The organism is Desulfatiglans parachlorophenolica (genome assembly GCF_055394735.1).
Map to the genome: position 1 here is coordinate 3,223,606 of NZ_AP042460.1, position 24,595 is coordinate 3,248,200.

At 62.3% G+C, this 24,595-nt stretch carries 25 protein-coding genes; 11 read left to right on the forward strand and 14 right to left on the reverse strand.

What is annotated here, in order from left to right:
• Positions 1 to 12 precede the first annotated feature (12 nt).
• The 9 genes from ACZ500_RS15070 (at position 13) to ACZ500_RS15110 (ending at position 10,207) form a co-directional block, all read left to right on the forward strand.
• Positions 13 to 699 (forward strand): TetR/AcrR family transcriptional regulator, encoded by a 687-nt coding sequence (locus ACZ500_RS15070; protein WP_464228177.1) that lies wholly within the window; start codon positions 13 to 15, stop codon positions 697 to 699.
• On the forward strand, positions 696 to 1,973 hold the full coding sequence (locus tag ACZ500_RS15075) for a 3-hydroxyacyl-CoA dehydrogenase (RefSeq protein ID WP_464228179.1): 1,278 nt from the start codon (positions 696 to 698) through the stop codon (positions 1,971 to 1,973). Before ACZ500_RS15070 ends, ACZ500_RS15075 begins: the two co-directional genes overlap by 4 nt.
• A complete protein-coding gene (locus ACZ500_RS15080) occupies positions 1,970 to 3,514 on the forward strand; it encodes a long-chain-fatty-acid--CoA ligase (protein WP_464228180.1) in 1,545 nt (514 codons plus the stop codon). Before ACZ500_RS15075 ends, ACZ500_RS15080 begins: the two co-directional genes overlap by 4 nt.
• Positions 3,498 to 4,574: an acyl-CoA dehydrogenase family protein gene (locus ACZ500_RS15085; RefSeq protein ID WP_464228181.1), complete on the forward strand. Its 1,077-nt coding sequence runs from the start codon at positions 3,498 to 3,500 to the stop codon at positions 4,572 to 4,574. The genes ACZ500_RS15080 and ACZ500_RS15085 overlap by 17 nt, the downstream gene beginning before the upstream one ends.
• 45 nt (positions 4,575 to 4,619) lie before the next feature.
• Positions 4,620 to 6,149: a class I adenylate-forming enzyme family protein gene (locus ACZ500_RS15090; protein ID WP_464228182.1), complete on the forward strand. Its 1,530-nt coding sequence runs from the start codon at positions 4,620 to 4,622 to the stop codon at positions 6,147 to 6,149.
• A gap of 17 nt (positions 6,150 to 6,166) precedes the next feature.
• Positions 6,167 to 6,316, forward strand: coding sequence for a hypothetical protein (locus ACZ500_RS15095; protein ID WP_464228183.1), 150 nt, complete (start codon positions 6,167 to 6,169; stop codon positions 6,314 to 6,316).
• Positions 6,317 to 6,433: 117 nt separating this feature from the next.
• Positions 6,434 to 7,909, forward strand: coding sequence for an acyl-CoA carboxylase subunit beta (locus tag ACZ500_RS15100; protein ID WP_464228184.1), 1,476 nt, complete (start codon positions 6,434 to 6,436; stop codon positions 7,907 to 7,909).
• Between the two features lie 247 nt (positions 7,910 to 8,156).
• A complete protein-coding gene (locus tag ACZ500_RS15105) occupies positions 8,157 to 9,524 on the forward strand; it encodes a CoA-binding protein (RefSeq protein WP_464228185.1) in 1,368 nt (455 codons plus the stop codon).
• Entirely contained in the window at positions 9,518 to 10,207 is a 690-nt protein-coding gene (locus ACZ500_RS15110; RefSeq protein WP_464228186.1) for an acetate--CoA ligase family protein, read from the forward strand. The genes ACZ500_RS15105 and ACZ500_RS15110 overlap by 7 nt, the downstream gene beginning before the upstream one ends.
• Positions 10,208 to 10,243: 36 nt before the next feature.
• Here ACZ500_RS15110 and ACZ500_RS15115 read toward each other — a convergent pair whose 3' ends face one another.
• The gene (locus tag ACZ500_RS15115) at positions 10,244 to 11,119 is read right to left on the reverse strand and encodes a universal stress protein (RefSeq protein ID WP_464228187.1); all 876 of its coding nucleotides are present in this window, start codon (positions 11,117 to 11,119) and stop codon (positions 10,244 to 10,246) included.
• Positions 11,120 to 11,717: 598 nt separating this feature from the next.
• On the opposite strand from ACZ500_RS15115, the gene ACZ500_RS15120 reads away from it, so the two are divergent.
• Together ACZ500_RS15120 and ACZ500_RS15125 are read left to right on the forward strand one after the other, a co-directional pair.
• Positions 11,718 to 13,181 (forward strand): 30S ribosomal protein S1, encoded by a 1,464-nt coding sequence (locus tag ACZ500_RS15120; protein WP_464228188.1) that lies wholly within the window; start codon positions 11,718 to 11,720, stop codon positions 13,179 to 13,181.
• Positions 13,182 to 13,278: 97 nt separating this feature from the next.
• Positions 13,279 to 14,118 (forward strand): histidinol-phosphatase HisJ family protein, encoded by an 840-nt coding sequence (locus ACZ500_RS15125; RefSeq protein WP_464228190.1) that lies wholly within the window; start codon positions 13,279 to 13,281, stop codon positions 14,116 to 14,118.
• Between the two features lie 225 nt (positions 14,119 to 14,343).
• Here the strand turns inward: ACZ500_RS15125 and glgC are convergent, their stop codons facing one another.
• From glgC to ACZ500_RS15190, 13 genes are all read right to left on the reverse strand, one after another.
• Complete coding sequence (gene glgC / locus ACZ500_RS15130; protein ID WP_464228191.1) at positions 14,344 to 15,630, reverse strand: glucose-1-phosphate adenylyltransferase; 1,287 nt, start codon at positions 15,628 to 15,630, stop codon at positions 14,344 to 14,346.
• Between the two features lie 146 nt (positions 15,631 to 15,776).
• The gene (gene cls, locus ACZ500_RS15135) at positions 15,777 to 17,210 is read right to left on the reverse strand and encodes a cardiolipin synthase (protein WP_464228192.1); all 1,434 of its coding nucleotides are present in this window, start codon (positions 17,208 to 17,210) and stop codon (positions 15,777 to 15,779) included.
• Entirely contained in the window at positions 17,183 to 17,368 is a 186-nt protein-coding gene (locus ACZ500_RS15140; RefSeq protein ID WP_464228193.1) for a hypothetical protein, read from the reverse strand. The genes cls and ACZ500_RS15140 overlap by 28 nt, the downstream gene beginning before the upstream one ends.
• 330 nt (positions 17,369 to 17,698) lie before the next feature.
• The gene (locus tag ACZ500_RS15145) at positions 17,699 to 18,583 is read right to left on the reverse strand and encodes a F0F1 ATP synthase subunit gamma (RefSeq protein WP_464228194.1); all 885 of its coding nucleotides are present in this window, start codon (positions 18,581 to 18,583) and stop codon (positions 17,699 to 17,701) included.
• Positions 18,558 to 20,105 (reverse strand): alternate F1F0 ATPase, F1 subunit alpha, encoded by a 1,548-nt coding sequence (locus ACZ500_RS15150; RefSeq protein ID WP_464228195.1) that lies wholly within the window; start codon positions 20,103 to 20,105, stop codon positions 18,558 to 18,560. The genes ACZ500_RS15145 and ACZ500_RS15150 overlap by 26 nt, the downstream gene beginning before the upstream one ends.
• Positions 20,102 to 20,848 carry a F0F1 ATP synthase subunit B gene (gene atpF, locus ACZ500_RS15155; protein ID WP_464228196.1) on the reverse strand — a complete coding sequence of 249 codons (747 nt, stop codon included), beginning with the start codon at positions 20,846 to 20,848 and terminating at the stop codon, positions 20,102 to 20,104. The genes ACZ500_RS15150 and atpF overlap by 4 nt, the downstream gene beginning before the upstream one ends.
• A gap of 3 nt (positions 20,849 to 20,851) precedes the next feature.
• Complete coding sequence (locus ACZ500_RS15160; protein WP_028321101.1) at positions 20,852 to 21,130, reverse strand: F0F1 ATP synthase subunit C; 279 nt, start codon at positions 21,128 to 21,130, stop codon at positions 20,852 to 20,854.
• Between the two features lie 2 nt (positions 21,131 to 21,132).
• On the reverse strand, positions 21,133 to 21,819 hold the full coding sequence (locus tag ACZ500_RS15165) for a F0F1 ATP synthase subunit A (protein ID WP_464228197.1): 687 nt from the start codon (positions 21,817 to 21,819) through the stop codon (positions 21,133 to 21,135).
• Positions 21,803 to 22,108 carry an N-ATPase subunit AtpR gene (locus ACZ500_RS15170; protein WP_464228198.1) on the reverse strand — a complete coding sequence of 102 codons (306 nt, stop codon included), beginning with the start codon at positions 22,106 to 22,108 and terminating at the stop codon, positions 21,803 to 21,805. The genes ACZ500_RS15165 and ACZ500_RS15170 overlap by 17 nt, the downstream gene beginning before the upstream one ends.
• Positions 22,095 to 22,421, reverse strand: a complete 327-nt coding sequence (locus ACZ500_RS15175) for an AtpZ/AtpI family protein (RefSeq protein WP_464228199.1) — start codon at positions 22,419 to 22,421, stop codon at positions 22,095 to 22,097. The genes ACZ500_RS15170 and ACZ500_RS15175 overlap by 14 nt, the downstream gene beginning before the upstream one ends.
• Entirely contained in the window at positions 22,414 to 22,818 is a 405-nt protein-coding gene (locus ACZ500_RS15180; RefSeq protein WP_464228200.1) for a F0F1 ATP synthase subunit epsilon, read from the reverse strand. The genes ACZ500_RS15175 and ACZ500_RS15180 overlap by 8 nt, the downstream gene beginning before the upstream one ends.
• 26 nt (positions 22,819 to 22,844) lie before the next feature.
• Entirely contained in the window at positions 22,845 to 24,272 is a 1,428-nt protein-coding gene (gene atpD, locus ACZ500_RS15185) for a F0F1 ATP synthase subunit beta (RefSeq protein ID WP_464233062.1), read from the reverse strand.
• An 86-nt stretch (positions 24,273 to 24,358) separates the two neighbouring features.
• The gene (locus tag ACZ500_RS15190) at positions 24,359 to 24,580 is read right to left on the reverse strand and encodes a LapA family protein (protein WP_464228201.1); all 222 of its coding nucleotides are present in this window, start codon (positions 24,578 to 24,580) and stop codon (positions 24,359 to 24,361) included.
• Positions 24,581 to 24,595: the final 15 nt, after the last annotated feature.

Genomic DNA, 24,595 nt, shown 5'->3' on the forward strand with positions numbered 1-24,595 from the left:
AGGAAAGATTCCATGATCAAACAGAAACAGACTGCCCGGGGAAAACCACAAGGCCGTGAAAAACTGATCCAGGCCGCCAAAGAACTCTTCGGAATGAGGGGATACCACGGCACCACGGTCGATGATATCACCAAGGCCGCAGGCGTTACACGGGGAGCCCTTTATTGGCATTTCGACAGCAAGGCCGATCTGCTGGGGGCGATCATCCAGGAACTGCAGGAATCCTACCTGAACCGGTTCATCGAGGAGACCAGGGGCGCAGGCGATTCGCCCATGGACAAACTCTGGCATATGTTCAAGTTCAACTCCCGCTTCGCGGTCGAACACCCCACCCTGATCCACTGCCTGAGAACCCTTTCCCTGGAGATGCAGTCCCTCGAAGGCGGCAACGCGAAGGCGCTCTTGGATGTGTTCGAACAGCAGCGCAGCTTCATCACCGAAATCATCCGGGAGGCCCAGGCAAAACATTTCGTTCGCGAGGATCTCAAGGCGGAGATCATCACCTCCATCATCCTTGCCGTGCACGATGGGATCGTCCTTCAGCTGCTGGCATTCGACAGGCATCTGGACGGGCATCAGGTGGCCTGGGCGCTGAGGCAGATCACGCTGGGCGGCATCTCCGCAGGGGCCCGGATCATCCATCCGAAAAAGGGGGCATCCGACCCACGCACCGCAACGGGGGAGGTCAAGGAAAAATGACCGGCACGATCGATAAGATAGGCATCATTGGCGGAGGGATCATGGGTACGGGCCTGGTCCAATGGCTTCTTCCCCGTGGCTTTCACGTCGTGGTAGCGGAGGCCCGCGAGGCGCTCGCCGAAGAATGCACCCGAAAGATCCATGCCCACCTGCGCAGGGATTTGGACAAAGGCAGGTTGCCTCCGGAGGATTTCCGGCTCTGCATCGAGCGGTTCGAGGCGGCTGCCGGCCTTTCCTGCCTGAAAGGGGCGGATTTTGTGATTGAAGCCGCACCGGAGCACTTCGATCTGAAAAGGCGGATACTCCGCGAAGCCGAAGATGCGGTCGCACCCGGAACGATCCTTGCCAGCAACACCAGCGCCCTGCCCATCACGGCCCTGGGGGCCAGTCTCAAGCGGCCGGAACGTTTTCTAGGCACCCACTTCTTCAATCCCGCGCAGATCATGCCCCTTGTCGAGGTCGTCAAGGGTGTGGATACGGCCGGAGAAAGCGTCGAGAGGGCCTTGGCCTTTCTGACTGCAGAGGGAAAGAAACCCATCCGCATCAAGGATTGCCCGGGGTTTCTGGTGAACCGGGTTCTGGGGGCCTACATGAACGAAGTCATGTGGCTTCTCGGAGAGCGCATCGGCATCGCCGACGCGGAGACAATGGCGAAGGATCTGCGGCTGCCCATGGGGCCGGTCACCCTGGGAGAAATGGTCGGCTGGGATATCATCCGGGCATCCAACGAGACCCTCAGGACCTATTACGGCTCCCGCTTCGAGATCCCGCCCCTTCTCGACCGGCTGACCCGCGAGAACAGACTGGGCCTGAAGACGGGGCGAGGCCTGCTCGAGCACCGCTCCCGGCCGCCTGCAGCGACCGAAGACATCGTGCCCGCTTCCCGGAAGCTGGACGGCCGGGCCGCGGACAGAGCGAAGCGGCAGCTGCTCGCCGCGATGTGGGCCGAAAGCATCCGCTGCCTGGATGAGGGGGTGGCCGGCGCGCGCGAAATCGATGATGCCCTGGTGCTTGGCGCTGGGCTCCCAATGGGCCCCCTTGCGTGGGCGGACGAGACCGGCCTCCAGGAAGTGTCGGACCTGCTGCTGGAGCTGACCGGAGAATTCGGCGAACGCTTCCTGCCCTCCCCTGTTCTCAGAATCTACGCCATGTCCGGGTACAACGGCGTGAAAGCCGGTCGAGGGCTGGCAGGGGCTTACCCTCGAGAATCGGCTGAAGGGAACGACGGCGGCGCGGACGATGCCTCCATCAGAGACCCGGGGGAAACCCGATGAATGATACTCTATGCGCCTTACTGGATGCAAACCTCCCGCTGCGGGAGAACAAGACGGCAATGATCTGGCGGGGCGGATCGGATACCTTTGCGGGAATCGAAACAAAATCGCTGTCCGTAGCCGAAGGTCTGCTCAAGAGAGGGCTCAGGCCCGGAGACAGGGTCGGGCTGCATCTGGCCAACATCCCGGCGTTTGTATACGCCTATTACGGGATTCTAAAGGCGGGGGGACAGGTCGTACCGCTGAATGTCATGCTCAAGGAGACCGAGCTTGCCTACATCGGCAAGGACTGCGCCCTCCGATTCGCCGTCAGCCAGGAGCCCTTCATCGAGAATCTGCTCCGCGCCGGGCCGGCGATCGAGCCGCTGGAAGAGGTCTTTTGCATCACCACATTCCGCCCGGGGATACCCTGCTTCGAGGAATTCCTGGCGGAGCCGCGGGAATCTCCGCTGCCGGAAGTGCATCCCGGGGACGTGGCGGTCATCTTCTACACCTCGGGGACGACGGGCCGCCCCAAGGGAGCCATGCTCACCCATGCGAATCTTTGCAGCAACGCCCTTGTAACGGGAGAGGCCTACGGGTACACGGAGGAAGACGTCATCGTTTTCGGGATGCCCCTCTTCCACTCCTCCGGTCAAACCAACGTCATGAACGCGGGGTTTTCCCGGGGGGCGGCGGTCTACCTGATGCCGAGGTTCTCGGCCGACGAGGCCATCGCGGCGGTGTCGGAACATCGCGCCAGCGTATTCGTGGGCGTCCCCACGATGTATCACCAGATCGTAAACCACCCCGGCCAAAGGGACTTTGCGGTCGACACCCTCAGGGCGCTGATCGTCGGCGCGGCCCCGATGCCCCAGGCCCTGTACGAGACCGTCTCGAAGGAATACGGGGTCGCCATCACGGAGGGGTATGGACTCAGCGAGGCCGGACCGGTCGTAGCCCACAACCCGCTCCACGGCCGGAAAAAGATCGGCAGCGTCGGACTTCCCCTGCCGGGCATCTCGATCCGGATCGCCGATGAACAGGACAGGGATGTGCCCGCGGGATCCATAGGCGAACTCCTCGTCCGCGGCCCCAATGTCATGACAGGATACCTCAACCAGCCCGAAGCCACGGCGGAGGCGCTGCGGGGCGGGTGGCTGCATACCGGCGACCTCGCCCGCGTGGACGAGGATGGATACCTCTTTATCGTGGACCGCAAGAAGGACATGGTGCTGACCGGCGGATTCAACATCTACCCCAGGGAAATAGAGGAGGTCCTTCATCAGCACCCGTCGGTGAGCGAAGCCGCCGTCGTCGGCCTGCCGGATGAGGAGAAGGGGGAGATCTCCGTCGCCTTCCTGGTTCCAAGAGGAGGGCCCGCTGCAAGCGAAGGAGAGATCCTCCGATTCTGCCGCGAAAGGTTGGCGGCTTACAAGATCCCGAAAAAGGTGGAATTCGTCAATGAACTTCCCAGGAATTCGGCGGGCAAGGTCCTCAAAAGACTCTTGAGGGACAGAGCGCCTGGCCGGGAGAATCTTCATCATGTTTCTGAGCCTTGACAAGGAACAGGTCCAGATAAGAAAGGCCGCGGCCGACTTCGCATCCGGTGAAATGGCTGACCATGCACAGGAATGGGATGCGGCCGGCCGGATGCCTTCAGAGATCATGGAAGAGGCCGTTGAACTCGGCTTCGTCGGAATGACCCTTCCGGAAGCGCAAGGCGGGGCCGGGCTGGGGCTCCTCGAAGACTGCCTGGTGGCGGAGGAGTTCGCCGTCGTCAGTCCCGGAGGCGCCAGGGCGATCCTCGAAGCCGGCTGGGGATGCGAACTTCTTTCTCACACCGGCGATTTGCCTCCCCCGTTGGTGGATAAGACCAGCGATCGGCCGATGTTCGGACTGGCCCATCCGGCGGACGGAAATCCTTTCAGGGCGGAGGCGTGCGCCGGTGTCTCCTCGACCTTCTCGCCCGTTCATGGAGACGCCGAGATATTCCTGATCCCGGGTTTTCTCGATGGAGAAGAAGGTCTCTTCTTTCTGGGGCGCGATTTCCCCGGTCTCGATATCCTGCCTCTCGAAGACAAGGTCGGGCTGCGGTGCTGGCCGGGTGCCCGGTTGGAGCTGCGGGGCGCCGCCCTTTCGGAGGAGTGCTTTTATAAACGTCCGCGGGTCGTCGAACGATCGAGGCAGGCGAAGGCCATCCGGTCGTCCGCGCTCGGCGTCGGGCTGTCCAGGGGCGCCGCGCTCCTGGCGCTCGCCTATGCGCGGGGCAGACAGATCTTCGAACGAAACCTCTCCGATTTCGAGGCGACCAGGGCCAAATTCTTCAAGACGTGGCAGCGGCTTCAGGCCCTTCGACTCCTGGTCTACAAGGCTGCAGCCGACTGGGACAAAGGTCTGGATGTTTCTCTGGCTGCCCGCTCGGCAGAGGCCATGGCCGTGGAACTCGGCAACGAAACCGCCGACGAGGCGCTTCAACTCCATGGGGGATACGGATACTTCGAGGAGATGAAAATAGCGATGTTCTACAGGGATGCCGTGATGCTGGACCTGCTCTCCGAGCCCGCATCCTCCAGCATAGAGGCCGTTTGGACCTCCCTGTCAAAAACCGTTTGTTGGTAAACCACGGCAGTGATTCACCCAAAAAACAGGAGGAAATAGCGGGAAATGGACTTGTATCGCATTCTCGAGCATTCGGTCCGCCTGAATGGGGATAAGACGGCGGTCACCTCGGCCAAAGGGTCCCTGACATACAAAGAATTTCTGGACACGGCGGAGCGGCTGGGCTCAGCCCTTTACGGGCTCGGACTCAGCCCCGGTGACAGGGTGGCCGTTTTGGACCACAACAGCATCGAGCTGGCTGTCGCCCACTTCGGACTCCCGGCATGTTCGCTGGTCACGCTTCCTTTGAACACGCGGCTTTCCAAGGACGAACTGCTGGGGATCATCCACAATGCGCGGGCCTCTGCACTGATCTATTCACCCCCCTTCGAACAGACCGTAGCCGCCCTGGCCCCTGATCTGCCCTTCCTGAAAGCCCGTATCTGCACGGAACAAGCGCCCGGGAGCCTCGATCTGAGGCAACTCATGGCCCATGCCGAGCCGGCCGCACTCCAGAGGCCCATGCCCGGAGATCTCGCCACGCTCCTCTACACGAGCGGCACAACCGGGGTTCCCAAAGGCGTGAAACTGACCCACGCCAACACCGCCTCGACGCTGGTTTCGCTTCTCGTGGAACTCGGTCTCACCCCCGCAGACTCGGGCCTCATGGTTGCCCCGTTCTTTCACGTCGCAGGCTGCCACACCTACATGGCCCACATCGCAAGAGGGTGTACGGTGAACATCCTTCCGGCCTTCGAACCCAAGGCCACGCTCGAAGCCCTCGAAAAGACCCGGGCAAGCGTCACCCTGCTCGTCCCGGCCATGATCGGCGCCCTCCTGAACCTCCCCGGGCAGGAGAACGCCGATCTGAGCGCCTTGCGCCTGGTCGTTTACGCCGGCGCCCCCATGCCCGAGGAACTCCTCAAGAAGGCCCTCGAGCGCCTGGGGAACGTCTTTTTTCAGATCTACGGCCTTACCGAGACCAGCGTCCTCACCTGCCTGACCCGGGAGGACCATCAGGACCCGGAACTGCTGACCTCCGGCGGGCGGGAGATGTACGGATGCCGAGTGCGAATCGTGGGCGAGGAAGGCCGTGAAACGAAGCCGGGCGAGATCGGCCAGATCGTCGCCGGCGGGGACAACGTGACTTCGGGGTACTGGGAGGCGCCGGAGGAGACGGCGGCCGTGATCAAGGGAGAGTTCTTCGAGACGGGGGATATTGCGGTCCGGGACGAACGGGGCTACATCTTCCTGAGGGACCGCAAGAAGGACATGATCGTCACCGGAGGGGAGAACGTCTATCCGGTCGAAGTGGAGAATGTCCTGACCGAAATAGCGGGGGTGCTGGAGGCGGCGGTGATCGGCGTGCCGGATGAAAAGTGGGGGGAAAGGGTGATGGCCCTCTTGCATCTGAAGCAGGGTGCAACCGCCGCCGAAGAAGACATCGTCTCCTACTGCCAGAAGCGGTTGGCGAAATACAAGTGCCCCAAGACCGTTGTCTTCGTCGATCCGCTGCCCCGGACCCCTTCGGGCAAGATCCGTAAGAACATATTGAGGGAGCCCTATTGGGAAGGATTCAGCCGGAGGATCCACTAACTTGTTTCCATCCGGAAATGGTCTTTTTGGCCAATCTCGGCGTCAATCTGCACGTTTACTTGTGCGGCGACCTACAGGCCATTTTCATGCAAGTGATTGTTTTCATTTATGTTATAGAAACTGGAACCCGCCCGGGAGGGGTGGGACTGAACACCCAGAGGGTGTGAAGAAAAATCCGCATTTCCGGATTGGAAACCGGATCGCGCCGAGCGATCATTTCCGGTTGGATACTCAGGTTGTCTCAGGAGAGTGCCGCCTTCCGATTGAAATGATCAGGGGTTGATATGGATTACGATGAGGGACGAAGGCGTTTCGAGCGCGAACGCGCGTGGGTCCAGAGGGGCAATCCGCCGCGAATGGAACGGCACCGGGCCAAGGGCAAACTCCATGTCTCCCAGCGGATCGCCCTGCTCGTGGATGAAGGAAGCTGGCTGGAATACGGGGAATTTGCCCGTTCGGTGGAGCCGGGTTTCAAGGAGCGGTCGCCCAGGGACGGCGTCATGACGGGCCTCGGCAAGATCCATGGCCGGACGGTGGCCGTTCTCGGTGACGATGTCACAGTGCTGGGCGGCACCCAGTCCTTTGTCAGTGTAAGAAAGGTAGACCGGATCATCGATATCGCCACACGCAACCGTTTTCCCATCCTGTCCCTTTCCGAGGGAGGAGGCGTCAGGATCCCCGATGGAATCGGGTCCGGTTTCACACGGCTGAGCGGTCTGGAAACCGTGAAGTCCCTCAGTTGGCTCGCCAACCACGATCGGCGGCCTCTGCTTCTCTGCGGGGTTTTCGGCTACACCTACGGGGACCCGGCCTTCAGGGCCGGAATGGCGGATATCACGCTGATGGTGGAGGACTCCTCCGTGGCTGTGTCCAGCCCTCCCCTGCTGCAGATGGCCATCAACGAAACCATCACGGACCGGGATCTGGGCGGCCCGCACATGCACGAGACGTCGACCGGAACCGTCGACCTCGTTGTCAGCACGGAAGAAGACTGCATCAAGACCCTCAGGAGCATCCTTCACATCCTCCGGCCCCCCGAATCTTCATCGGATCCATCCGACAGGCTCATTCACGACCTCGAAACGATCGTTCCTCACAACAACCGGCAGGTCTACGATATGAGGAAGGTCGTCGACCGCGTCTGTGACCACGGGGAATGGATCGAACTCAAACCGAAATTCGGCAAAGGTCTTATCGTCGGTCTAGGGAGGATCGGAGGACGTGCGGTAGGCATCATGGCCAGTCAACCCCTGAGCGCGGGGGGGGCCGTGGATGCAAAGAGCCTCAGAAAGTCAGCCGCATTCATGGAGCTTGCCTCGAGAAGAAAGATTCCTCTCCTGGTGATTCAAGACATTCCCGGCTTCCTGATCGGCTCGCAGGTCGAGAAGGACGGCATGGTCAACGCCATTGCGGCCCACTCCGGCACCATGGACAGGGTAGATGTACCGATGGTGACCCTCATCATACGCAAGTCTTACGGGGCGGCGTACTATTTCATGGGAATGGCGGCCACCGGCGCCCAGTTCGTGGCGGCCTGGCCCAACGCCGAAATCAGTTTCATCGCCCCGGAGATGGGGGCGGCGATCCTGACCAAACACGCGGAACCTGCGGACAAGGCCGAGGCCCTGCAGCGAGCGAAAGCCGACCTGGCGAAAAGCGCCTCCGTCTGGGACTCCGCCTACGAGTACTGGATCGACACAGTCATTCGACCCGAGGAGACAAGGAGAATCCTTTGTCAGGCTCTGGATTTTTTCGCCTAGGATCGGTCTTGATCATAGGGAGGACTCCGCGGCCGTCAGGCCCCACCCAACCCGCGGGGCAAGGCCGCTCTTGAACTTTTGAAAATAGGAGCAGAAAAACCCTCGAATCCGGTTGCGGGCGGGTGCGGGACGTGGCAGAATGCCGTCTATCGGATGAACCGATCGGATCACACCGTTTCAGGCGAGTATACCGGCATCCGCTGCTGAAGGAGCGGGCTTGCCTCGCTTTGCTCCGGGGAGGAGCCGCATGAACTACCAGAGACTGTTCGAACCGAAGACGCTGGCCGTGATCGGCGTCTCCCTCGACAACGACCGCCACCCCGCCAACGTGGTCTATCACAAGAACCACCTGCGCTACCCTGTGGAGGTCTTCGCCGTCAACCCAAAAGGGGGCCGCCTGCAGGGAGAAACCGTTTATTCGCGGGTGGCCGAGATCCCGAAGGCCGTCGATCTCGCGGTCATCGCCGTCAGGGCGGAGTTCGTGCCGGACATCCTCGCTGACTGCATCAACAGCTGCGTGGGCGGCGCGGCAATCATCTCCGGCGGGTTTGCCGAGAGCGGACGGCGGGACCTGCAGGACCAGCTGACCGCGATCGCCCGGGAGGCCGACTTTCCCTTTATCGGGCCGAACTGCCTCGGTCTGTATGTGCCCGGATGCATCGACAGTTTTTTTCTGCCGAGCGAGCGCTTCGTGCGCCCCGAACCGGGGCCAGTCGCTGTCATCAGCCAGAGCGGGGGCATCCTGGTGGATCAGATGGTCAAGTTCGCCCAGGAAGGCGTCGGCCTCTCGGTAGGCGTCAGCATCGGAAACAAGGCCCTCGTCGGCGAGATCGAACTGCTCGAAGAATTCGGCAGGGACGAGCGAACCAAAGTCATCGCCTTTTACGTGGAGGGGTTCGGGAAACGCGAGGGCCGCGCCTTCGTCGAGGCGGCGGCGCGGTGCCCCAAGCCCGTGATCGTCCTCAAGGCCGGGAAGTCGGCTCTGGGCGAACGGGCGGTTTCCAGCCATACGGCCTCGCTGGCGGGCGACTACGCCGTCTTTTCGTCCGTTCTGGTGCAGCACGGCGTTGTCGAGGCCCGGAGCGAATTCGAGTTGCTTTCCTTCTGCGAATCCCTCAGCCGCTATCCAAGAAGCATCACGGGAAAAATCGCCATCATCACCGGCAGCGGGGGGCACGGAGCCCTGGCGGTCGACGCCTGCGCCGCCCAGAAGCTCGCGGTGCCCACCCTGTCGGAAACCGAGCAAAAGCAACTCCGGGAGCGCCTCTCCCGCTCGATCCGGTCGATCGCCGCGCTGGGAAATCCAATCGATCTGACCGGCAGCGCCCTCGACGAGGATTTTTACCAGACCGCCGAATTCCTCAGCCGGTCCCCCGACATCGACTGCCTGATCGTCCTGCTGCTGCCCTACCTCCCCGGCATCACCTCGGACCTCAGCGCCCGTCTGAGCCGGCTCTATCTCAAGGAAGGCAAACCCCTCGTCGCCTATGTGCCGCGCGTCGAGAAATATCGGATGCTGATCGAAGGCTTCGAGCTGAACGGTGTGCCTGTGTCCCCTTCCATCGAAGGCGCGGTCCTGATGGCCGAGGCCATGCGGAGGTGCAAACCATGCTGACAGAAGCGATGCGTGCGATTTTGGCGGACGCCAGGCAGTGGGGGTGGGTCCTCGAACCGGAGGCCAAGCGCCTCTTTTCCCTCTGGGGGCTGCCGGTTCCTCGGTACACGTGGGCGCGGGAAATTGACGAAGCGCGCCGCTTCGCCGGGGAGATCGGCTACCCGGTGGCAGCGAAGGTCGTCTCGCCCGAGGTCGTCCATAAATCGGACGTCAAAGGGGTCGCAGCAGGAATCGGCAACCGGGAAGAGTTGGAAGAGGTCTTCGCACGGTTCGGGAAGCTGCCGGGCTTTGCGGGCGTATTGGTGGAGGAAATGGCGGCAGGGCTCGAGTTGATCGTCGGCGCGAAGATCGACTACCAGTTCGGCCCCGTGATCCTCCTCGGGATCGGCGGCACCGGCGTGGAAATCTACAAGGATTCGGTCCTGCGGATGGCGCCCCTCGCGGAAAAAGACGTGGAGGCAATGCTGACCGGCCTTCAGGGGCGGCCCCTCCTGGAAGGCTACCGCGGCCGGGATCTGGTCGACCGGAAGGCACTGACCCGTTTTCTGCTGGACTTCTCGGAGCTGGTCATGACCCTCGAAGAGCGGATCAGCTCGATCGACATCAACCCGCTCTTCTGCTCGAGCAAGGGCTGCGTCGCCGCGGATGCCCGCATCATGCTCCCGTCCTTCGAAAGCGCATGAAAGAGGCCAGGGGCCCGCGGCGGCTGCGTTCCGTTTTCAGCGGGATACCCAGAGCGTCAGGCCTTCCAGTTCCCGGAAGAGGCCCCAGCTCACCGACCCCATGAAGATTTTCTGGAGAAATCCCTGCCCCGTCCCGGTCCGACCCACAGCGACGACCGCATAGCGGCCCTCCTCCGCCTCCTTCTTGATCGTCTTGATGACGGAGTTCCCTTCGAGGACCAGGTCGCGCACCCGCTCAGGGGAAAGCCCGTTCGCAAGGAGGGTCTCCCGCGACTTGGCCAGGACGGTTTCCGGGTCTTTCCCCTCTGCGCTCTTCCCGGTATCGACCATCAACAGGGTCACCTCGTGGTCCGGCTCATCCTGCAGCATGAAACCCACGTGATCCACAATCCGGTAGGACTGGTCAGACCCGTCGACGCAGACCAGGACGTTGCGGCGCTCCAGATCGTGCTGGCGGCACATCCAGATGGGAAAGGCGAACTCCTGCTCCAGGATCCCTTTGGTGACGCTCTCCTCGAAGGCCTCTTCGATCCAGGACAGGCCCCGGCGCCCCATGACCACGGCGTCGTATAGGCCCATATGGGCCTCCTGGACAATATCCATGACCTTGGAATACCGGCGGGCCAGAAGCTTCGAATCCAACTGTTCGTCCTTGAAGCCGTGCGCGCGTAGCTCCGACCGGCCCGCCTCGATCGCCCGGCGCCCCTTTTTCTCAGACTGCCGGGCCTGCTCCTGCTGCTGGGCCACGGTTTCGTGCGAACGCTCGTTTTCCCAGAGCTGCGGGGGCTTCGGCGTCGTATAGAAGAGGGTGATCTTCATTCCCTCCTTGTTTTTGAAAAAATGGCCCACAAAGCGCGCCCCGTAAAGGGCCCTCTTGTCCTCACTGACCGCAACGAGCAGATGCTTTTCCACCAGACCCTCCTCCAATAAAAAATGAACAGTATATTTTATTTTACCGTACTCCTGCGCTCAGCACAAAGCTTTCCTGGACAGCCGCCGGAGGCTTTGGGCCAAGCAATCGCCTTCGGGCGCCGGCCCTTTGCGGCAGCATTCTCGAGTCCGCTCTTTTTTTCTGGATTTCTTGACAGACTTCGGCATAATAGATCGCTTGTGGTGAAGAGACCCACCCTCCGGACCGAGGGCCTTCGCGGCGAGGTTCGACCGGCTGCCCCTTTTTCGGCGGCGCCGACCCGTCAGGGGGTAAACATAAGGGTACTCTTTTTCACGGCCATTCAGAAAAGGCTCCATTCATCGGAACGTATTCGGGTCCCATCGAAGATGTCGGTAACCGCCGTCGATGATGGACTTTCGGGTCCCTGCGGATCGGGAAGCGCGCGCTCTGCCTGCTGCGTGATGCATCAGCGGCGAGGTCCATCCCAGAAACCCCACACCCGGAGGAAGGGGGCACGGACGGATGCACCCTGGCACATCGGCGGAAGACAAGCTCCCTTTTCTGTATGAAACGGCTTCAGTTGATCGACTGGATGAGAACCTTCAGGAGCAGAAAAAGATGACGATCGAGTTTGATGAGAAAGACGAGGGCATGGAAGAGGCCGAGGAGAGCTTTGCCGACCTTCTGGCCGCCTATGATACGGGAATGAACGAAGACCTGCAGGTCGGCGACCGGATCGAAGCGAAGATCATCGCCATCGGCGACGATGCGGTTTTCGTCGATACGGGTACAAAGATCGACGGTGTCGTCGAGCGCGCCGAACTGCTGGACGAAGAAGGCGGCCTGACGTGCAAGGTGGGCGACATCCTGACGCTGTACGCGGTTTCCGTCAGCACCAACGAAATCCGCCTCTCACGCGCCCTGTCCGGAGCGGGAGGGTTCGAGATCCTACAGGAGGCCTTCGAAAACCGGCTGCCTGTCCTCGGGAAGGTGCGCGGGATCTGCAAGGGCGGCTTCAATGTGGAGGTCATGAACCGCCGGGCCTTTTGTCCCGTCAGCCAGATCGACCTGAGATACGTGGAACATCCCGAGCAGTACGTAGGAGAAGGCCTCGAATTTCTGATCACGCGACTGGAAGAACGGAATATCGTCGTCTCCCGCCGCGAACTTCTCAACCGCGAACTGGAGAAGACCCGCGCCGAATTCATGGAAACCCTGGAGGTCGGCGCCGTCATCGAGGGCGAGGTCGTCAAACTGATGCCTTACGGCGCCTTTGTCCGGATCGCTCCGGGCGTGGAAGGGATGGCGCACATCTCGGAGCTGAGCTGGTCGCGCGTCGAGAAGCCGGAAGAAATTTTGCGGGCGGGGGAACGGCTCAATGTCAAGGTAATCGCGATTGGACGGGCGGACAACTCCCGCCAAGCCAAGATCTCCCTCTCCATCAAACAGTTGAGCGGCGACCCCTGGAACCATGTCCAGGAAACTGTCCAGGAAGGCCAGCACCTCACCGGGCGTGTGGTCCGCTGTGCGCCTTTCGGCGCCTTCGTAGAGATCGTGGCCGGCATCGAAGGCCTGGTCCACATCAGCGAGATGAGCTACACCCGGCGCGTGGCGAAGCCCGAAGATCTGGTCGTACCCGGGGATCCGGTCAGGGTCGTGGTCAAACGGGTCGATCCGGAAAACCGCCGCATCTCCCTGAGCATGAAAGACGCCGAAGGCGATCCGTGGGCCTTGGTCGACCAGAAATATCCGGTGGGGAAAATCGTAACCGGGATCATCGAAAAGAGGGGCCCCTTCGGGCTCTTCATCAACCTGGAGCCGGGCATCACCGGATTGCTGCCGAAATCGAAAATGAAGGCCTCGGCGGATGATTCCGCCCTGGACCGGCTGAAAGAGGGCGAAGCCATCGAGGCGACCGTGGGGGAAATCAACCCGGCGGAGCGAAAAATCACCCTGTTGCCCTCCGCAAAGGCCGAGCAGGAGGAGGACAGCTGGCGAAGCTTCAGCCAGAGCGACAAAGGGTCGTTCGGGTCCCTCGGGGCTGAACTCGAGAAGGCCCTGAGGCCCAAGAAGCACGCCTGAAGCTCATTTCAACCGGCGCGGGCAAGGCATCCCGCGCCGGGGGACCGGACAAGCCATTCTTCGGCCGCCCAGCCCTTCATCGCGGAGCACACTCGCCATGACAAGCCTTGGGGCATCTCTCGATCTGCCCGATTACCACATCCACACCCCGCTCTGCCACCACGCCGTCGGCGCGCCGGAGGAATACAAGGCCGCAGCGGCCGCAAAGGGGATCCCGGAGATCTGTTTCACCGATCACGCGCCCACCGACACGGACTACGACCCGGCCCACCGCATGGCGCTTGGCGAGTTTCCGGCCTACTGCGGCATGATCGCGGACATCCGGACGCCGGGGCCTCCCGAGGTGCTTTTCGGGGTGGAGGCGGATTATTACGCGGGCTGTGAGGCCTTTCTGGAGCGATGGCTGCCCCGGCAACCCTTCGACCTGGTCATCGGCTCGGTCCACTTCATCGCCGCCTGGGGCTTCGACAACCCGGACGAACGCCACGTGTGGGACGCCGTGGACGTGACTGCCACCTGGCGGCGCTATTTCGACCTGATCTGCAGATTGGCCAAGACACGCCTCTTCGACATCGTCGGCCATCTCGACCTGCCGAAGAAATTCGATTACCGCCCCTCCGACGCGGCCCTCGAGGAAATGGCCGGACCGGCCCTCGACCGGATCGCGGAGGCCGGGATGGGGATCGAACTGAACACGGCCGGGCTTCGAAAGCCGGTTGGAGAGATCTATCCTTCCCTGGCGCTGCTCACCTGGGCCCGCGGACGCGGCATCCCCATCTGCTTCGGGTCTGACGCCCATCAACCGGACGACGTGGGCGAGGGCTTCCCCAAGGCCTTGGAGCTGGCCTATGCCGCCGGCTACACCGAGTATTTCCGGATCAGGCAACGCCGTAAGACGCTCCTCCCCCTGCCGCCGCGCCCATCACCGCTTTCCTGACTTTTCCGCGGCCCAGCGGGACCCGGTACCTTCCAGGCGTACCTGCACGGGCCGCGATCCCCGAGGGGGGATCGTGCAGCCCCATCTCAGGGAACCCGCCTGGCTTCCTTTTAAAACCGCTATGATCATCGGGGCACCCTTTTCGGGGCTACAAATCACCGCAGCAACATCGATCGGACAACCGGGCTTCCGCCTTCAGGGCCGACGAACCTGCCTGAAAAACGGTCAAGCGGCCTCTTCTTTCTTGAAGTAGCCCTTCGGCACCACCACGATGCCGCGCGAAGTGACGGGGAAGCGCTGTCGGTCCTCCTCGGGATGGTAGCCGATTTCGGTATGGTCCGGGATGTTGTTGAGCTTGTCGACGATCGCCTTCTTGATCTTGCAGTGGCGCCCGATCACGACATCGTCCAGGATCACGGATTCCTCGACCGTCGCCCAACTGCGGACGACCACGTTGTAGGAAAGAACGGAGTCCCGCACGATCCCGCTCACGATGCAGCCCGGCGCGACGATGGAATTGAGAGCCTTGCCCGCCCGCTGCTCGCTCGAGCGCTCGTCGGCGAAGATGAACTTGGCGGGCGGCGCCGGGATCTGGTAGGTGTGGATCGGCCAGTTCCTCCCGTAGAGGTTGAAATACGGGTCCACTCCGGTCAGGTCCATGTTGGCGTTCCAGTAGGCATCGAGCGTGCCGACATCACGCCAGTAGGACGAATCGCGGGTGCGCGGCTCCCTGCGGAGCTGACGCTCGCCGTTTTCGAGGGTGACATAGATGTAGTCTTCGATGGCATTCTGGCTGCGGTAGGGATAGGCATAGATACGGTGACTTTCGACCAGGCTTGGGATAATCTCGCCGCCGAAATCGTAGGCTTCGGTGGAATCGAGGATGTCGAGCAGGGTCTCGGCGCGGAAGAGGTAGATCCCCATGGAGGCGAGGACATGCTGCGGATCGCCGGGGATGGTCTGCGCTTCCTGTTTGGGCTTTTCCTGAAAGCCCGTGATCCGGTAGTTCTCGTCGACGACCGCCACCCCGAACTGATGGGCAAGGGACTTGTCCACCTCCAGCAGCGAGATCGAGATATCCGCATCGTGCTCCTGGTGATACCGCTGGAAACGGGAGTAGTCCATCTTGTAGATGTGGTCTCCCGAAAGGATCAGGATGTGGCGGGGTTTGTAGCGCCGGATCAGGTAGAGGTTCTGACGGATGGAATCCGCCGTCCCCTGATACCACTCGGGCCCTGTGCGCTGCTGGGGCGGCACGACCTTGAGAAATTGGCCGATCTTCTGGTTGAAGATGTTCCACCCCGCCTCCAGGTGCTCGTTCAGGGACTGGGACTTGTACTGGGGAAGCACCACGATTTTGTAGATCTGCGAATTGACGCAGTTGCTCAGTGTAAAATCGATCAGGCGGTAGATGCCCCCAAAGGGCACCGCCGGCTTGCAGCGGTCCAGGGTAAGCGGCATGAGCCGCTCGCCGCGCCCTCCCGCCATGATGAAGGCAATCGTATCTTTCATGGGTTTATCCCCCAAGCTCGAGAGCGGTCATTGATAGGGGCATGCCGGGACATGCGCCGTTTCGCCGCCCCGGAGCTTGTCATCCACCTTACGGTCGGAAGACCTGTCCTGTCAAGAAGGCTCGTCGGTCAACGGCCTCACGCAGTCTAGAGATACGGGGAAAAGACCCATGCCAGGGCGTCGCGCAGCCTGATGGGGAAGGAGCGCCTCTCCAGATCCGCCAGGGTATACTCCTCGGACCATGCAAGGCTTTCGGCCATGTGGCCCGCTATGACCGCCGCGGTTGTCGGGCTGTAGATCTCCAGGGTCAGCTCGAAATTGAGGCGCAGGCTTCTCGGATCGATGTTCGCCGAGCCCACCTGGGCATAGAAATCATCCACGACGAGGAGCTTGCTGTGCACGAAAGGGGGCGGCTGGTAATACACGCGCACCTGTCGGCGCAGCAGTTCCCAAAGCATGTTGCGTGTCGCCCAGTGCACGAAGGGAAGGTTGTTGCAGCCCGGCAGGATGATCCTCACGTCCACCCCTTTGAGGGCAGCCGTCTGAAGCGCTCCGATCAGATCCCTGGGGGGGAGGAAATACGGCGTCATGATCCAGACGCGCTCCCGCGCCGCCGAGACCGCGGCCACCAGAATCATCCCGAGCTTGTCCAGATCTTCATCGGGCCCGTCCAGGATGACCTGGCAAACCACATCCCCCGCAGCCGGCAGCGCCTTTCCGGGGCCCGTCAGCGGCTCGCCGGTGCAGAAGGACCAGTCATGAAGGAAGGCCTGTTCGAGCCGCGCGGCCACTGGCCCTTCGACCCGGAAGTGCGCATCGATGACCCGCGTTCGCCTTTTCGCGCCCAGCGCCAGGTGCCGGTCGCCGATGTTCATGCCGCCCAGGAAGGCCTCCTGCCCATCCACGACGAGGACCTTGCGGTGATTTCTGAGATTGATGCTGAAACTCGGCGGGATGATCCGGGGGGACAGAAAACGAGTCATCCGCACCCCGGCCTTTTTCAGCAGGGTGCCGGCCCTCGGCAGACTGTACCACTCCCCGACGCCGTCCAGCAGCACACGGACGTCCACACCGCGCCCGGATACCTCCGCCAGGCGCTGGATGAAGGTTCGGCCCGTACGGTTGGACTCGAAGATGTACGTCGACAGAAAAACGGAATGCTGCGCCCGTTCGATAGCCGCAAGCATGGCCGGATAGGTCTCTTCTCCATTGTGAAACATCATGAAGCGGTTGCCTGCACTCGGCCGGCGGCCCGTGATCGCCTCGGACACCTGCATGACGTCCCTCCAGCTACGCGGCAGGGATGCATTCTCAGACGGCGCCGTCCCATGGCAGGCTGGGGCCGGACACGCATCCGCGGCCTCAGGCTCTTCGGGCAAAGAGAGCTTTTTCGCCCGCGTCTGCACCCGATTGAAACCGAAGAGAAAATACAGGACCGGTCCGAGTGGGGGAAAGGCCAGGCAGACCGTCGCCCAACCAAGTGCCGCCCGAGGGTCGCGTTTGTGGAGGAGGGCATGGCCGGCAGCCGCCAAGGCCAGGGCGGCGCCGAGGATCAGCAGCACCCAGTGAATCCATTCCAAAGGCTAAATGACCTCCCACTTGAACTTGACTTGTTTCCATCCGGAAATGAGCATTTTTTGCCAACATCAAGGAAATCCAGCATTTGCGCGGAGGCGACCTGGTGGTCGCCGCACAAGCAAATGCGCAGATTGACGCCGAGATTGGCAAAAAAGACCATTTCCGGATGGAAACCGGGCTGTACCGGGGAATCAATTCCGGATAGACACTAACTTTGGAGCATCAGGCTATTTCAAACCCTCTCCGGGGCGCTGGAGCCTGTGCCACAGAATGGTTCGAGTCTGAAAGCCAGTTTTTTGTAGATCGGCGGGCAAAATCGATCAAAGCGGCCTCTCATTCCCGCATAATCTGCCCGACCGCGGGCGGAGGACACCCCGACACACACCGATGTCAATCAACGAAACGTTATTCGAAGCACAGGTACCGGGCGCGAACGACCCCTTGGACATATGATCACCCGCTCTCTTCCGCAATCATAAACGCCGACCGCTCAGACCGCGTGCTCGTCCTCGCGCAGGGCCTCGAAACCGGAGATGATGTCGATCAGTTCGTCGGTGATCTGTGCCTGCCGCTGCTCCCGGTAGAGCGCCTGAAGTTCGTCCTCCATCTCGAGGATGTTCTTTTCAGCGGCCTGCATGGCCGTCAGGCGCCCGGCATTCTCCGCCGCCAGGGACTGCGCGAAAACCCGGTAAATGGAAACGAAAAGATACTGGTGGAAAAGGCCCGTAAACATGTTTTCACGGGACGCTGCCAGCATGGGGATGGAGCGGTTCGGCCATTTGCGCGCCCGATACGCCCTGGCCCATTCGGCATCGAGCGGCAGCAGACGGTGGAAGGACGGCGTATAGGTGCCCGGCGAAAGGATATTGTGACCGACATAAAAAAAGGCCGCCCCCCGGTCGCGCCGCCACTCGTCCAGGCGCTGGATAACCCCCTGCACGGTGTGGGCGATGGCCGAAAGACTCCCGGGCAGGCGGAAGGACGCCTCGTCTTTGCGGCCGGCATCTTCGAGGCCGACGACGACCTTTTCCCCCGCCGACCAGCAGCTGACCCCGAAGCCCTCGGATTCGAGCCCTTCGATCCGCTCGAGGGTGTGGCGCACGATCACCTCATTGAATGGACCGCACATCCCCTGGTCCGACCCCACCATCAGGCAGACGGCGCGGCGGATGCGAAAGCCGGAAGGCAGAGCCGTGCCACCCCGCAGGAAGACCTGCCACCCCATGTCCACGACATCCCGAAAGGCGTCCATGGTCTCGGCGGCCCGCTCGAATTGCCGGATGTTGACGGCGGCCAGACTCTTCATGGTCTGGACGACCGCCAGGAGATCCTGCGCCGTCGCAATCTTCCTATTCAGCTTCTCGAGCGTCTGCATGCTCCACCGTCAAGCCCTGAAGGGCCTCCTCCATCATCTTCGGCAGATCGGCCCAGAAGGCATCGTCCCTGGCCGATGCGATCACCCGCTCCTCGACATCCGGCATGTGCTCCTCCAATCGGCCAAGCAGAACCTTCTCCGCGGCAGTGATCTTCCCGAGAGGCACGCCGTCGAGCAGGCCCTGGGCCACAGCGAAGAGGATCAGGATCTGCGCACCGGCGGACAGCGGCGAAAACTGCCCCTGTTTGAGCACTTCACGCACCCGCCGGCCGTGCTCGAGCGCCCTGCGCGTTCCCTCCTCGAGCCGCGTCCCGAAACGCGAAAATGATTCGAGTTCCTGGAACTGGCTGTAGGAAAGACGCAGGTCCCCCGCCACCCTCCGGTAGGCGTTCAACTGCGCCTTCCCGCCGACGCGGGAAACGGACTTACCCACGTCTACCGCCGGCATGAGACCCTTCTGGAAGAGGTCGGGCGACAGGTAGATTTGCCCGTCCGTGATGGAGATGAGATTGGTCGGGATGTAAGCGGAGATGTTCTGGGCCTCGGTCTCGATGATGGGCAGCGCCGTCAGGGAGCCGCCGCCCTTCTCCGGCCTGAGGTGCGTCGATCGCTCGAGCAGGCGGGAGTGAATGTAGAATATATCGCCCGGAAAGGCCTCGCGCCCGGGGGGGCGCCGCATAAGCAGGGAGATCTGCCGGTAGGCCAATGCATGCCGCGTCAAGTCGTCGTAGACGATCAGGACGTCACGCCCCGCCTCCATGAACGATTCGGCAAGGGTCGTCGCCGCATAGGGGGCGATGTATTGCAGACCAGGAGGGTCGTCCCCTTCGACCACCACGACGACGCTGTAATCCATCGCCCCCACCCGCCCGAGGGCGTCGATCGCCTTGGCGATGCTGCTGCTCCGCTGCCCGATGGCGCAGTAGACGCATAGGACATCCTTGTCGTGCTGGTTGATCATCGTGTCAAGGGCAATCGCTGTCTTGCCGGTCTGGCGATCACCGAGGATCAGCTCCCGCTGGCCGCGGCCGACGGGGATCAGGGCATCCACGACCTTGAGCCCGGTCTCGAGAGGCCTTTCGACCGGGGCGCGATCCAGGATGCGCGGCGCCTCGCGCATGACCGGCCACCTCGTAGTCGACGAAACCGGGCCGCGGCCGTCCATCGCCTGCCCGAGGGGGTCCACCACCCGCCCCAAGAACTCGGGGCCCACCGCCAGATCCAGGATGCGCCCGCTCCGCCGGACCTCCATGCCGGCCCGCAGTTCTTCGCTCGGACCGAACAGCACGACCCCGACCCGGTCAGGCAGGATGTCCAGCACCAACCCCTCTATGCCGTCGTCGAAGAGCACCACCTCCTCGGACTTGACTCCTCCCAGACCCTCGACCCAGACGATCCCCTGGCCAACCGACCGGATAAGGCCCACTTCCTCGCTCTTCGGCCTGGGCTGGTAGCCGGCAAGCCCCTTTTCCACGGCGCGCGTCACATCGTCGAGCGCAGCGTCAAGATGCGTGTCTTTCATGATCGTTCCCGCGGGAGTTCGGCCAGGATCCTATGCTCCAATCCTTCAAGATAACGCTCCAGGGTCCAGCTGATCTTCCGGTCCCCGCTGACCCACTCAATGCCGATCCCCATATCCTTGTCCGTTGCCGTTTCGATCTCCGTCCCGGGCGGCAGCAGCGGCACGACCCTGCGGCGGAGCCTTTCGGCCATTTCCCCGGTGAGTTCGAACCCCGATCTGACGTTCACCGGCTTCCCATCTTCGACCAGGGAGAGGGCGTCCTTCTCCTCCTCGATCTTGCGGAGAAACACCTCCAGGACCTCCTCCTGCAGCCCGGCGTGCGCCAGATCCCGAAGGACCTTGTCCCCCACCGCCAGCAACTGCTCCGCGATGCGGATCTTGAGCCTCTCCAAAAAGGCCTCCCGCTGCTCGTCCAGGTGGTCCAACCAGGCCTGCTTCAGGTGTTCGACCTCCTGCCGCGCCTCCGCGAGAGTCCGTTCGCGCCACTCATGAACCTCCCTCTGGGCCTCGGCCATGATTTCGGCCCGCCGCTCGGCGGCGCGGCGCTCCTCTTCGCGCGCCCGCGCCTCCCGCTCCCGCGCCTCTTCCCGCGCCTTTTCGGCGCCGGCCAGGTTCTCCGCGATCCTCGCCTCCCGTGCATCCATGGCCCGGATGATGGGCCCGTACAAGAAGCGCTTGAGCAGGAGGACCAGGATCAGGAAGTTCACGATCTGGGCGATGATCGTAAACCAATCGAACAGCACGGCTTACCCCCCGGCCTTCTCGAGAAAAAAGCCCCAGAAAGGATTCGCGAAGATCAGGATCATGGCCACGACGAAGCAGTAGATGGCGGTCGATTCCACCATGGCCATTCCGACAAACAGGGTGCGGGTGATGGTATTCGTTTCGTCAGGCTGCTGGGCGATGGAGCTCAACGCCTGGGCCAGCGCTCGGCCCTCTCCGAGAGCGGGGCCGACCGCGCCGATGCCCATGCAGATACCCGCCGAAACAATCGAGGCCACTGCCACCCAGCCCAAAATCTCCATGCTTACGTCTCCTCTCGCTGTTGGTCCTCGTTTTCCATGGCCGCCGCGATGTAGACCGCGGCCAGCACGCTGAAGATATAGGCCTGCACGAGGCCCGTCAAAAGCCCCAGAAGCTGCATCAGAACCGGAAAAATCAACGGGGCGATCGCCAGGAGGATTGCCCCGATCATGGTCCCGCTCATGATGTTGCCGAAGAGCCGGACCGCCAGGGCCAAGGTGCGGCTCAACTCGCCGATCACGTTGAAAGGCAGCATGAAAAAGGTCGGCTGGAGGTAATTGGCAAGGTAGCGGCCGAGGCCCACGCGGCCGATGCCGTAACCTGGAACGGCCACAAAAACCAGCAGGGCCAGGGCAGCCGTCGTGGAAAGAGACCCCGTCGGGGGCCTGAATCCCGGCACGACGCTCAGCACATTGCAGAGCGCGATGAAGAGAAACAGGGTCCCCACGAAGGGCAGGAACCCCCGCGGCCGGCGGGGACTGATGTCATCGAGCTGCTGCCTGACGCCCGAGACCACGGTTTCCAGGAGATTCTGCCAGCGGGGGATCCGTTCGCCGGTGCTCAGGTTCCGCGTCACCAGCCACGAGCCGAGCGTAAGCACCAGCATCACCAGCCAGGTGTAAAGCAGGGTGGCATTTACCTCGACCCCCCCCATCCGCAGCATCACGACCAGGTCAGGACTGATTTCCATGGCTTCCCTTTTCAATGGACGTGTAGACCCAGCGGGTGACCAGGAACCGCGCGATGAAAAAGCCGACGAACGTGATCAGAAAACCGATGAAGCTGCGCCGCAGCACCAGCCAGAAGGCCAGGAGGGCGATGCTCAGGCGGACCCCGTAGCTCAGTCCTAGAAAAATCTTCGGGCTCGACCTCCGCGGCAGCCGGCGCAGGGTCCAGTAGAGGGCTCCGAAATAGAACAGGCCGACCACCCAGCCCCAGAGGAGCCAGACTACCACGGCAAAAAGGTCAACCGAGGCCATTTTTCCTCTCTTCGTTGATGGCCTTCCGTTCGCGATTGATCCAGAACCAGGCGTTCAGGCATCCAACGATCAAACCGATCACCAGGAGCATCAGGGTCCACGAGTAGGGTCCGGGCCATTTGAGATCGATCCAGATCCCAAGGAAGACGAACACCACCGTGGGAACGGACACCGACCAGCCCACGATGCCGAACATCCCCAGGCCAAACCACACCCCCTGCGGGCGGTGCTTCTCCGCCCTCAGCTTGCGTTTCTCCCGGAGTCCGACTTCATCCGGGAAACGCCGCGGCCCTTTTTCCACAGGATCAGACATTTTTTCCGAACGTCACAAACCTTCGCACAAGATCGGCCTCGAGGCGCGCCACCGCGGAGCGGGTCTTGCGCTCCCGGTCGTCCACCACCGCAATCATCTCCTCGACCGACTGCCTCAAGGCCCCCAATTCGCCCTTGACCGCCATCCGGGTGGCGACCTGCACCTCGGGACCCTGCTTCACCAGGATCCCCTCATCGACGGCCAGATAGACCGGTCGCCCCCCGTCAGCCTCGTACGAGAAGATCCCGGGCACCAGAACCGCCGCCAGGTCCAGATGGCGAGGCAGGATGCCGAAGGCCCCGTTGGGCCCTTCGGCCGTGATCCTCCTGACAACCGTGTCGAGGAAAAGACCGTTCGGTTCGTGGATCCTCAAGCGCATGCCCTTTCCCTCAACCATGATTCACTCTTCACACCCCCGCGCCCTCAACCCTTGTCCTTACCGCCGTCCCGCTCGCGCGCCTCGGCTTCGCCGATGGCGCCGATCATGTAGAAGATGCTTTCGGGCTGATCCGCAAAGGCATCATTCAGGATCCGCTCGCACCCCGTTAACGTCTCTTCGATGTCGACCATCTTTCCATCGAGGCCGGTGAACTGTTTGGTCGTGAAAAAAGGCTGCGTCAGAAAACGCTCGAGCCTCCTCGCCCGGGAGACCGTCCTTCGATCCTCGCGGGAGAGTTCCTCCAGGCCGAGCATGGCGATGATGTCCTTCAGCTCCTCGTAGGTAGCGAGGGTCTTGCGAACCTCGCGGGCGACATGATAGTGGCGCTCCCCTACAACCCGGGTCTGAAGCATGGTGGAGCGGGACTGAAGCGGGTCGACGGCCGGGTAGAAGCCTTCGCTTGCCCGTTTACGGCTTAAAACGATGGAAGCCGAGAGGTGCGCGAACGTGTGCACGGCCGAGGGGTCCGTCAGATCGTCCGCCGGCACATAGACCGCCTGAATGGAGGTAATGGCCGCCTTGCGGGTGCTTGCGATTCGCTCTTCGAGTTCGGCCAGCTCCGTCGCGAGCGTCGGCTGATATCCCATGCGGGAGGGAAGCCGCCCGAGGAGGCCTGAAAGCTCCGAGCCCGCCTGGATGAAACGGAAAATATTGTCCACCAGGAGGAGGACATCCTGCTCGAGGTCGTCTCGAAAAAATTCCGCCATAGTCAGGGCGGTGTGCCCCACCCGGAAACGGGCGCCGGGGGACTCGTTCATCTGACCGAAGACCATCACCGTATTCGGCAGCACGCCGGCGGCCTTCATCTCCCGGTACAGTTCCTCTCCCTCACGGCAGCGCTCCCCGATGCCGCAGAAGATGCTCATTCCCCTGTGCTTGCCCACCATGTTGTGGATGAGCTCCGTGATCACGACGGTCTTGCCTACACCGGCGCCGCCGAAAAGACCGGCCTTCCCGCCCCGCTCGAGAGGCGCCAGGAGATCCAGGGCCTTCACACCGGTGAAAAAGACATCGTCGCTGCTCACCCGCTCCGAAAGCGGGATGGGCCGATGATGGATCGAACGGCGTTCGAGCCCGCCGGGCATCTCGAGGCCATCCATCGGATCGCCGAAAACGTTCAGCATACGCCCCAGAAGCTCCTTGCCGACCGGCGTCTTCAACGGTTCGCCTGAGGTTGTGGCCGGGTCGCCGCGGCTCAGTCCGGCTGTCGGATGAAGGGCGATCCCGCGCAGGGTGTGCACGTCCAGATGCGCCGCCGCCTCGACGGAGACCTTCCCCTCCGCCCCGGCCAGGATGTGGCTCCTGATCGCCGGCAGGGCCTCGGGGAAAAACACGTCCACCACACTTCCCCGCACCGCCGCGATGGTGCCCTGAATCGCCTGATCCTGCTGGTCTCGATCGGATACGCTCATGACTCCATCCATGCCCCCGTCGGTGGTCCCGGCCATGCCTGACCATCCCAGCGGAAAACGCCCGGAAAGCCAGCTTCGCCGGCAATCTAGAGCACGTCGGTGCTCCGGCCCGATTTTCTCTTCTGATTCCACGCCGCAGCGGCATATCCGAGGCCGAACCCTATCAGAAGCACGAGCGGCAGCAGCAGGATCTGGGACATGGAGACCTCCCAGAAATACAGGCGCAGGGTGATCACCTGCGTATTCTGGAACAGGAAAACGAGCACGAGGACCGCCAGGACAATGGCCACAATCCACTTGGGTTTCATACTTTCTCCCCCGGT

Excerpts from the sequence above, each read along its gene's own strand:
- ACZ500_RS15170 (WP_464228198.1), bottom strand. The coding sequence starts at position 22,108 with ATGGCCTCGGTTGACCTTTTTGCCGTGGTAGTCTGGCTCCTCTGGGGC.
- ACZ500_RS15125 (WP_464228190.1), top strand. The coding sequence starts at position 13,279 with ATGACAAGCCTTGGGGCATCTCTCGATCTGCCCGATTACCACATCCAC.
- ACZ500_RS15160 (WP_028321101.1), bottom strand. The coding sequence starts at position 21,130 with ATGGAGATTTTGGGCTGGGTGGCAGTGGCCTCGATTGTTTCGGCGGGT.
- ACZ500_RS15085 (WP_464228181.1), top strand. The coding sequence starts at position 3,498 with ATGTTTCTGAGCCTTGACAAGGAACAGGTCCAGATAAGAAAGGCCGCG.
- glgC (WP_464228191.1), bottom strand. The coding sequence starts at position 15,630 with ATGAAAGATACGATTGCCTTCATCATGGCGGGAGGGCGCGGCGAGCGG.
- atpD (WP_464233062.1), bottom strand. The coding sequence starts at position 24,272 with ATGAGCGTATCCGATCGAGACCAGCAGGATCAGGCGATTCAGGGCACC.
- ACZ500_RS15190 (WP_464228201.1), bottom strand. The coding sequence starts at position 24,580 with ATGAAACCCAAGTGGATTGTGGCCATTGTCCTGGCGGTCCTCGTGCTC.
- ACZ500_RS15165 (WP_464228197.1), bottom strand. The coding sequence starts at position 21,819 with ATGGAAATCAGTCCTGACCTGGTCGTGATGCTGCGGATGGGGGGGGTC.
- ACZ500_RS15095 (WP_464228183.1), top strand. The coding sequence starts at position 6,167 with ATGGTCTTTTTGGCCAATCTCGGCGTCAATCTGCACGTTTACTTGTGC.
- ACZ500_RS15070 (WP_464228177.1), top strand. The coding sequence starts at position 13 with ATGATCAAACAGAAACAGACTGCCCGGGGAAAACCACAAGGCCGTGAA.
- ACZ500_RS15140 (WP_464228193.1), bottom strand. The coding sequence starts at position 17,368 with ATGGTCTTTTTTGCCAATCTCGGCGTCAATCTGCGCATTTGCTTGTGC.
- ACZ500_RS15175 (WP_464228199.1), bottom strand. The coding sequence starts at position 22,421 with ATGTCTGATCCTGTGGAAAAAGGGCCGCGGCGTTTCCCGGATGAAGTC.
- ACZ500_RS15180 (WP_464228200.1), bottom strand. The coding sequence starts at position 22,818 with ATGGTTGAGGGAAAGGGCATGCGCTTGAGGATCCACGAACCGAACGGT.
- ACZ500_RS15120 (WP_464228188.1), top strand. The coding sequence starts at position 11,718 with ATGACGATCGAGTTTGATGAGAAAGACGAGGGCATGGAAGAGGCCGAG.
- ACZ500_RS15110 (WP_464228186.1), top strand. The coding sequence starts at position 9,518 with ATGCTGACAGAAGCGATGCGTGCGATTTTGGCGGACGCCAGGCAGTGG.
- ACZ500_RS15150 (WP_464228195.1), bottom strand. The coding sequence starts at position 20,105 with ATGAAAGACACGCATCTTGACGCTGCGCTCGACGATGTGACGCGCGCC.
- ACZ500_RS15145 (WP_464228194.1), bottom strand. The coding sequence starts at position 18,583 with ATGCAGACGCTCGAGAAGCTGAATAGGAAGATTGCGACGGCGCAGGAT.
- ACZ500_RS15105 (WP_464228185.1), top strand. The coding sequence starts at position 8,157 with ATGAACTACCAGAGACTGTTCGAACCGAAGACGCTGGCCGTGATCGGC.
- ACZ500_RS15100 (WP_464228184.1), top strand. The coding sequence starts at position 6,434 with ATGGATTACGATGAGGGACGAAGGCGTTTCGAGCGCGAACGCGCGTGG.
- ACZ500_RS15080 (WP_464228180.1), top strand. The coding sequence starts at position 1,970 with ATGAATGATACTCTATGCGCCTTACTGGATGCAAACCTCCCGCTGCGG.
- ACZ500_RS15075 (WP_464228179.1), top strand. The coding sequence starts at position 696 with ATGACCGGCACGATCGATAAGATAGGCATCATTGGCGGAGGGATCATG.
- ACZ500_RS15090 (WP_464228182.1), top strand. The coding sequence starts at position 4,620 with ATGGACTTGTATCGCATTCTCGAGCATTCGGTCCGCCTGAATGGGGAT.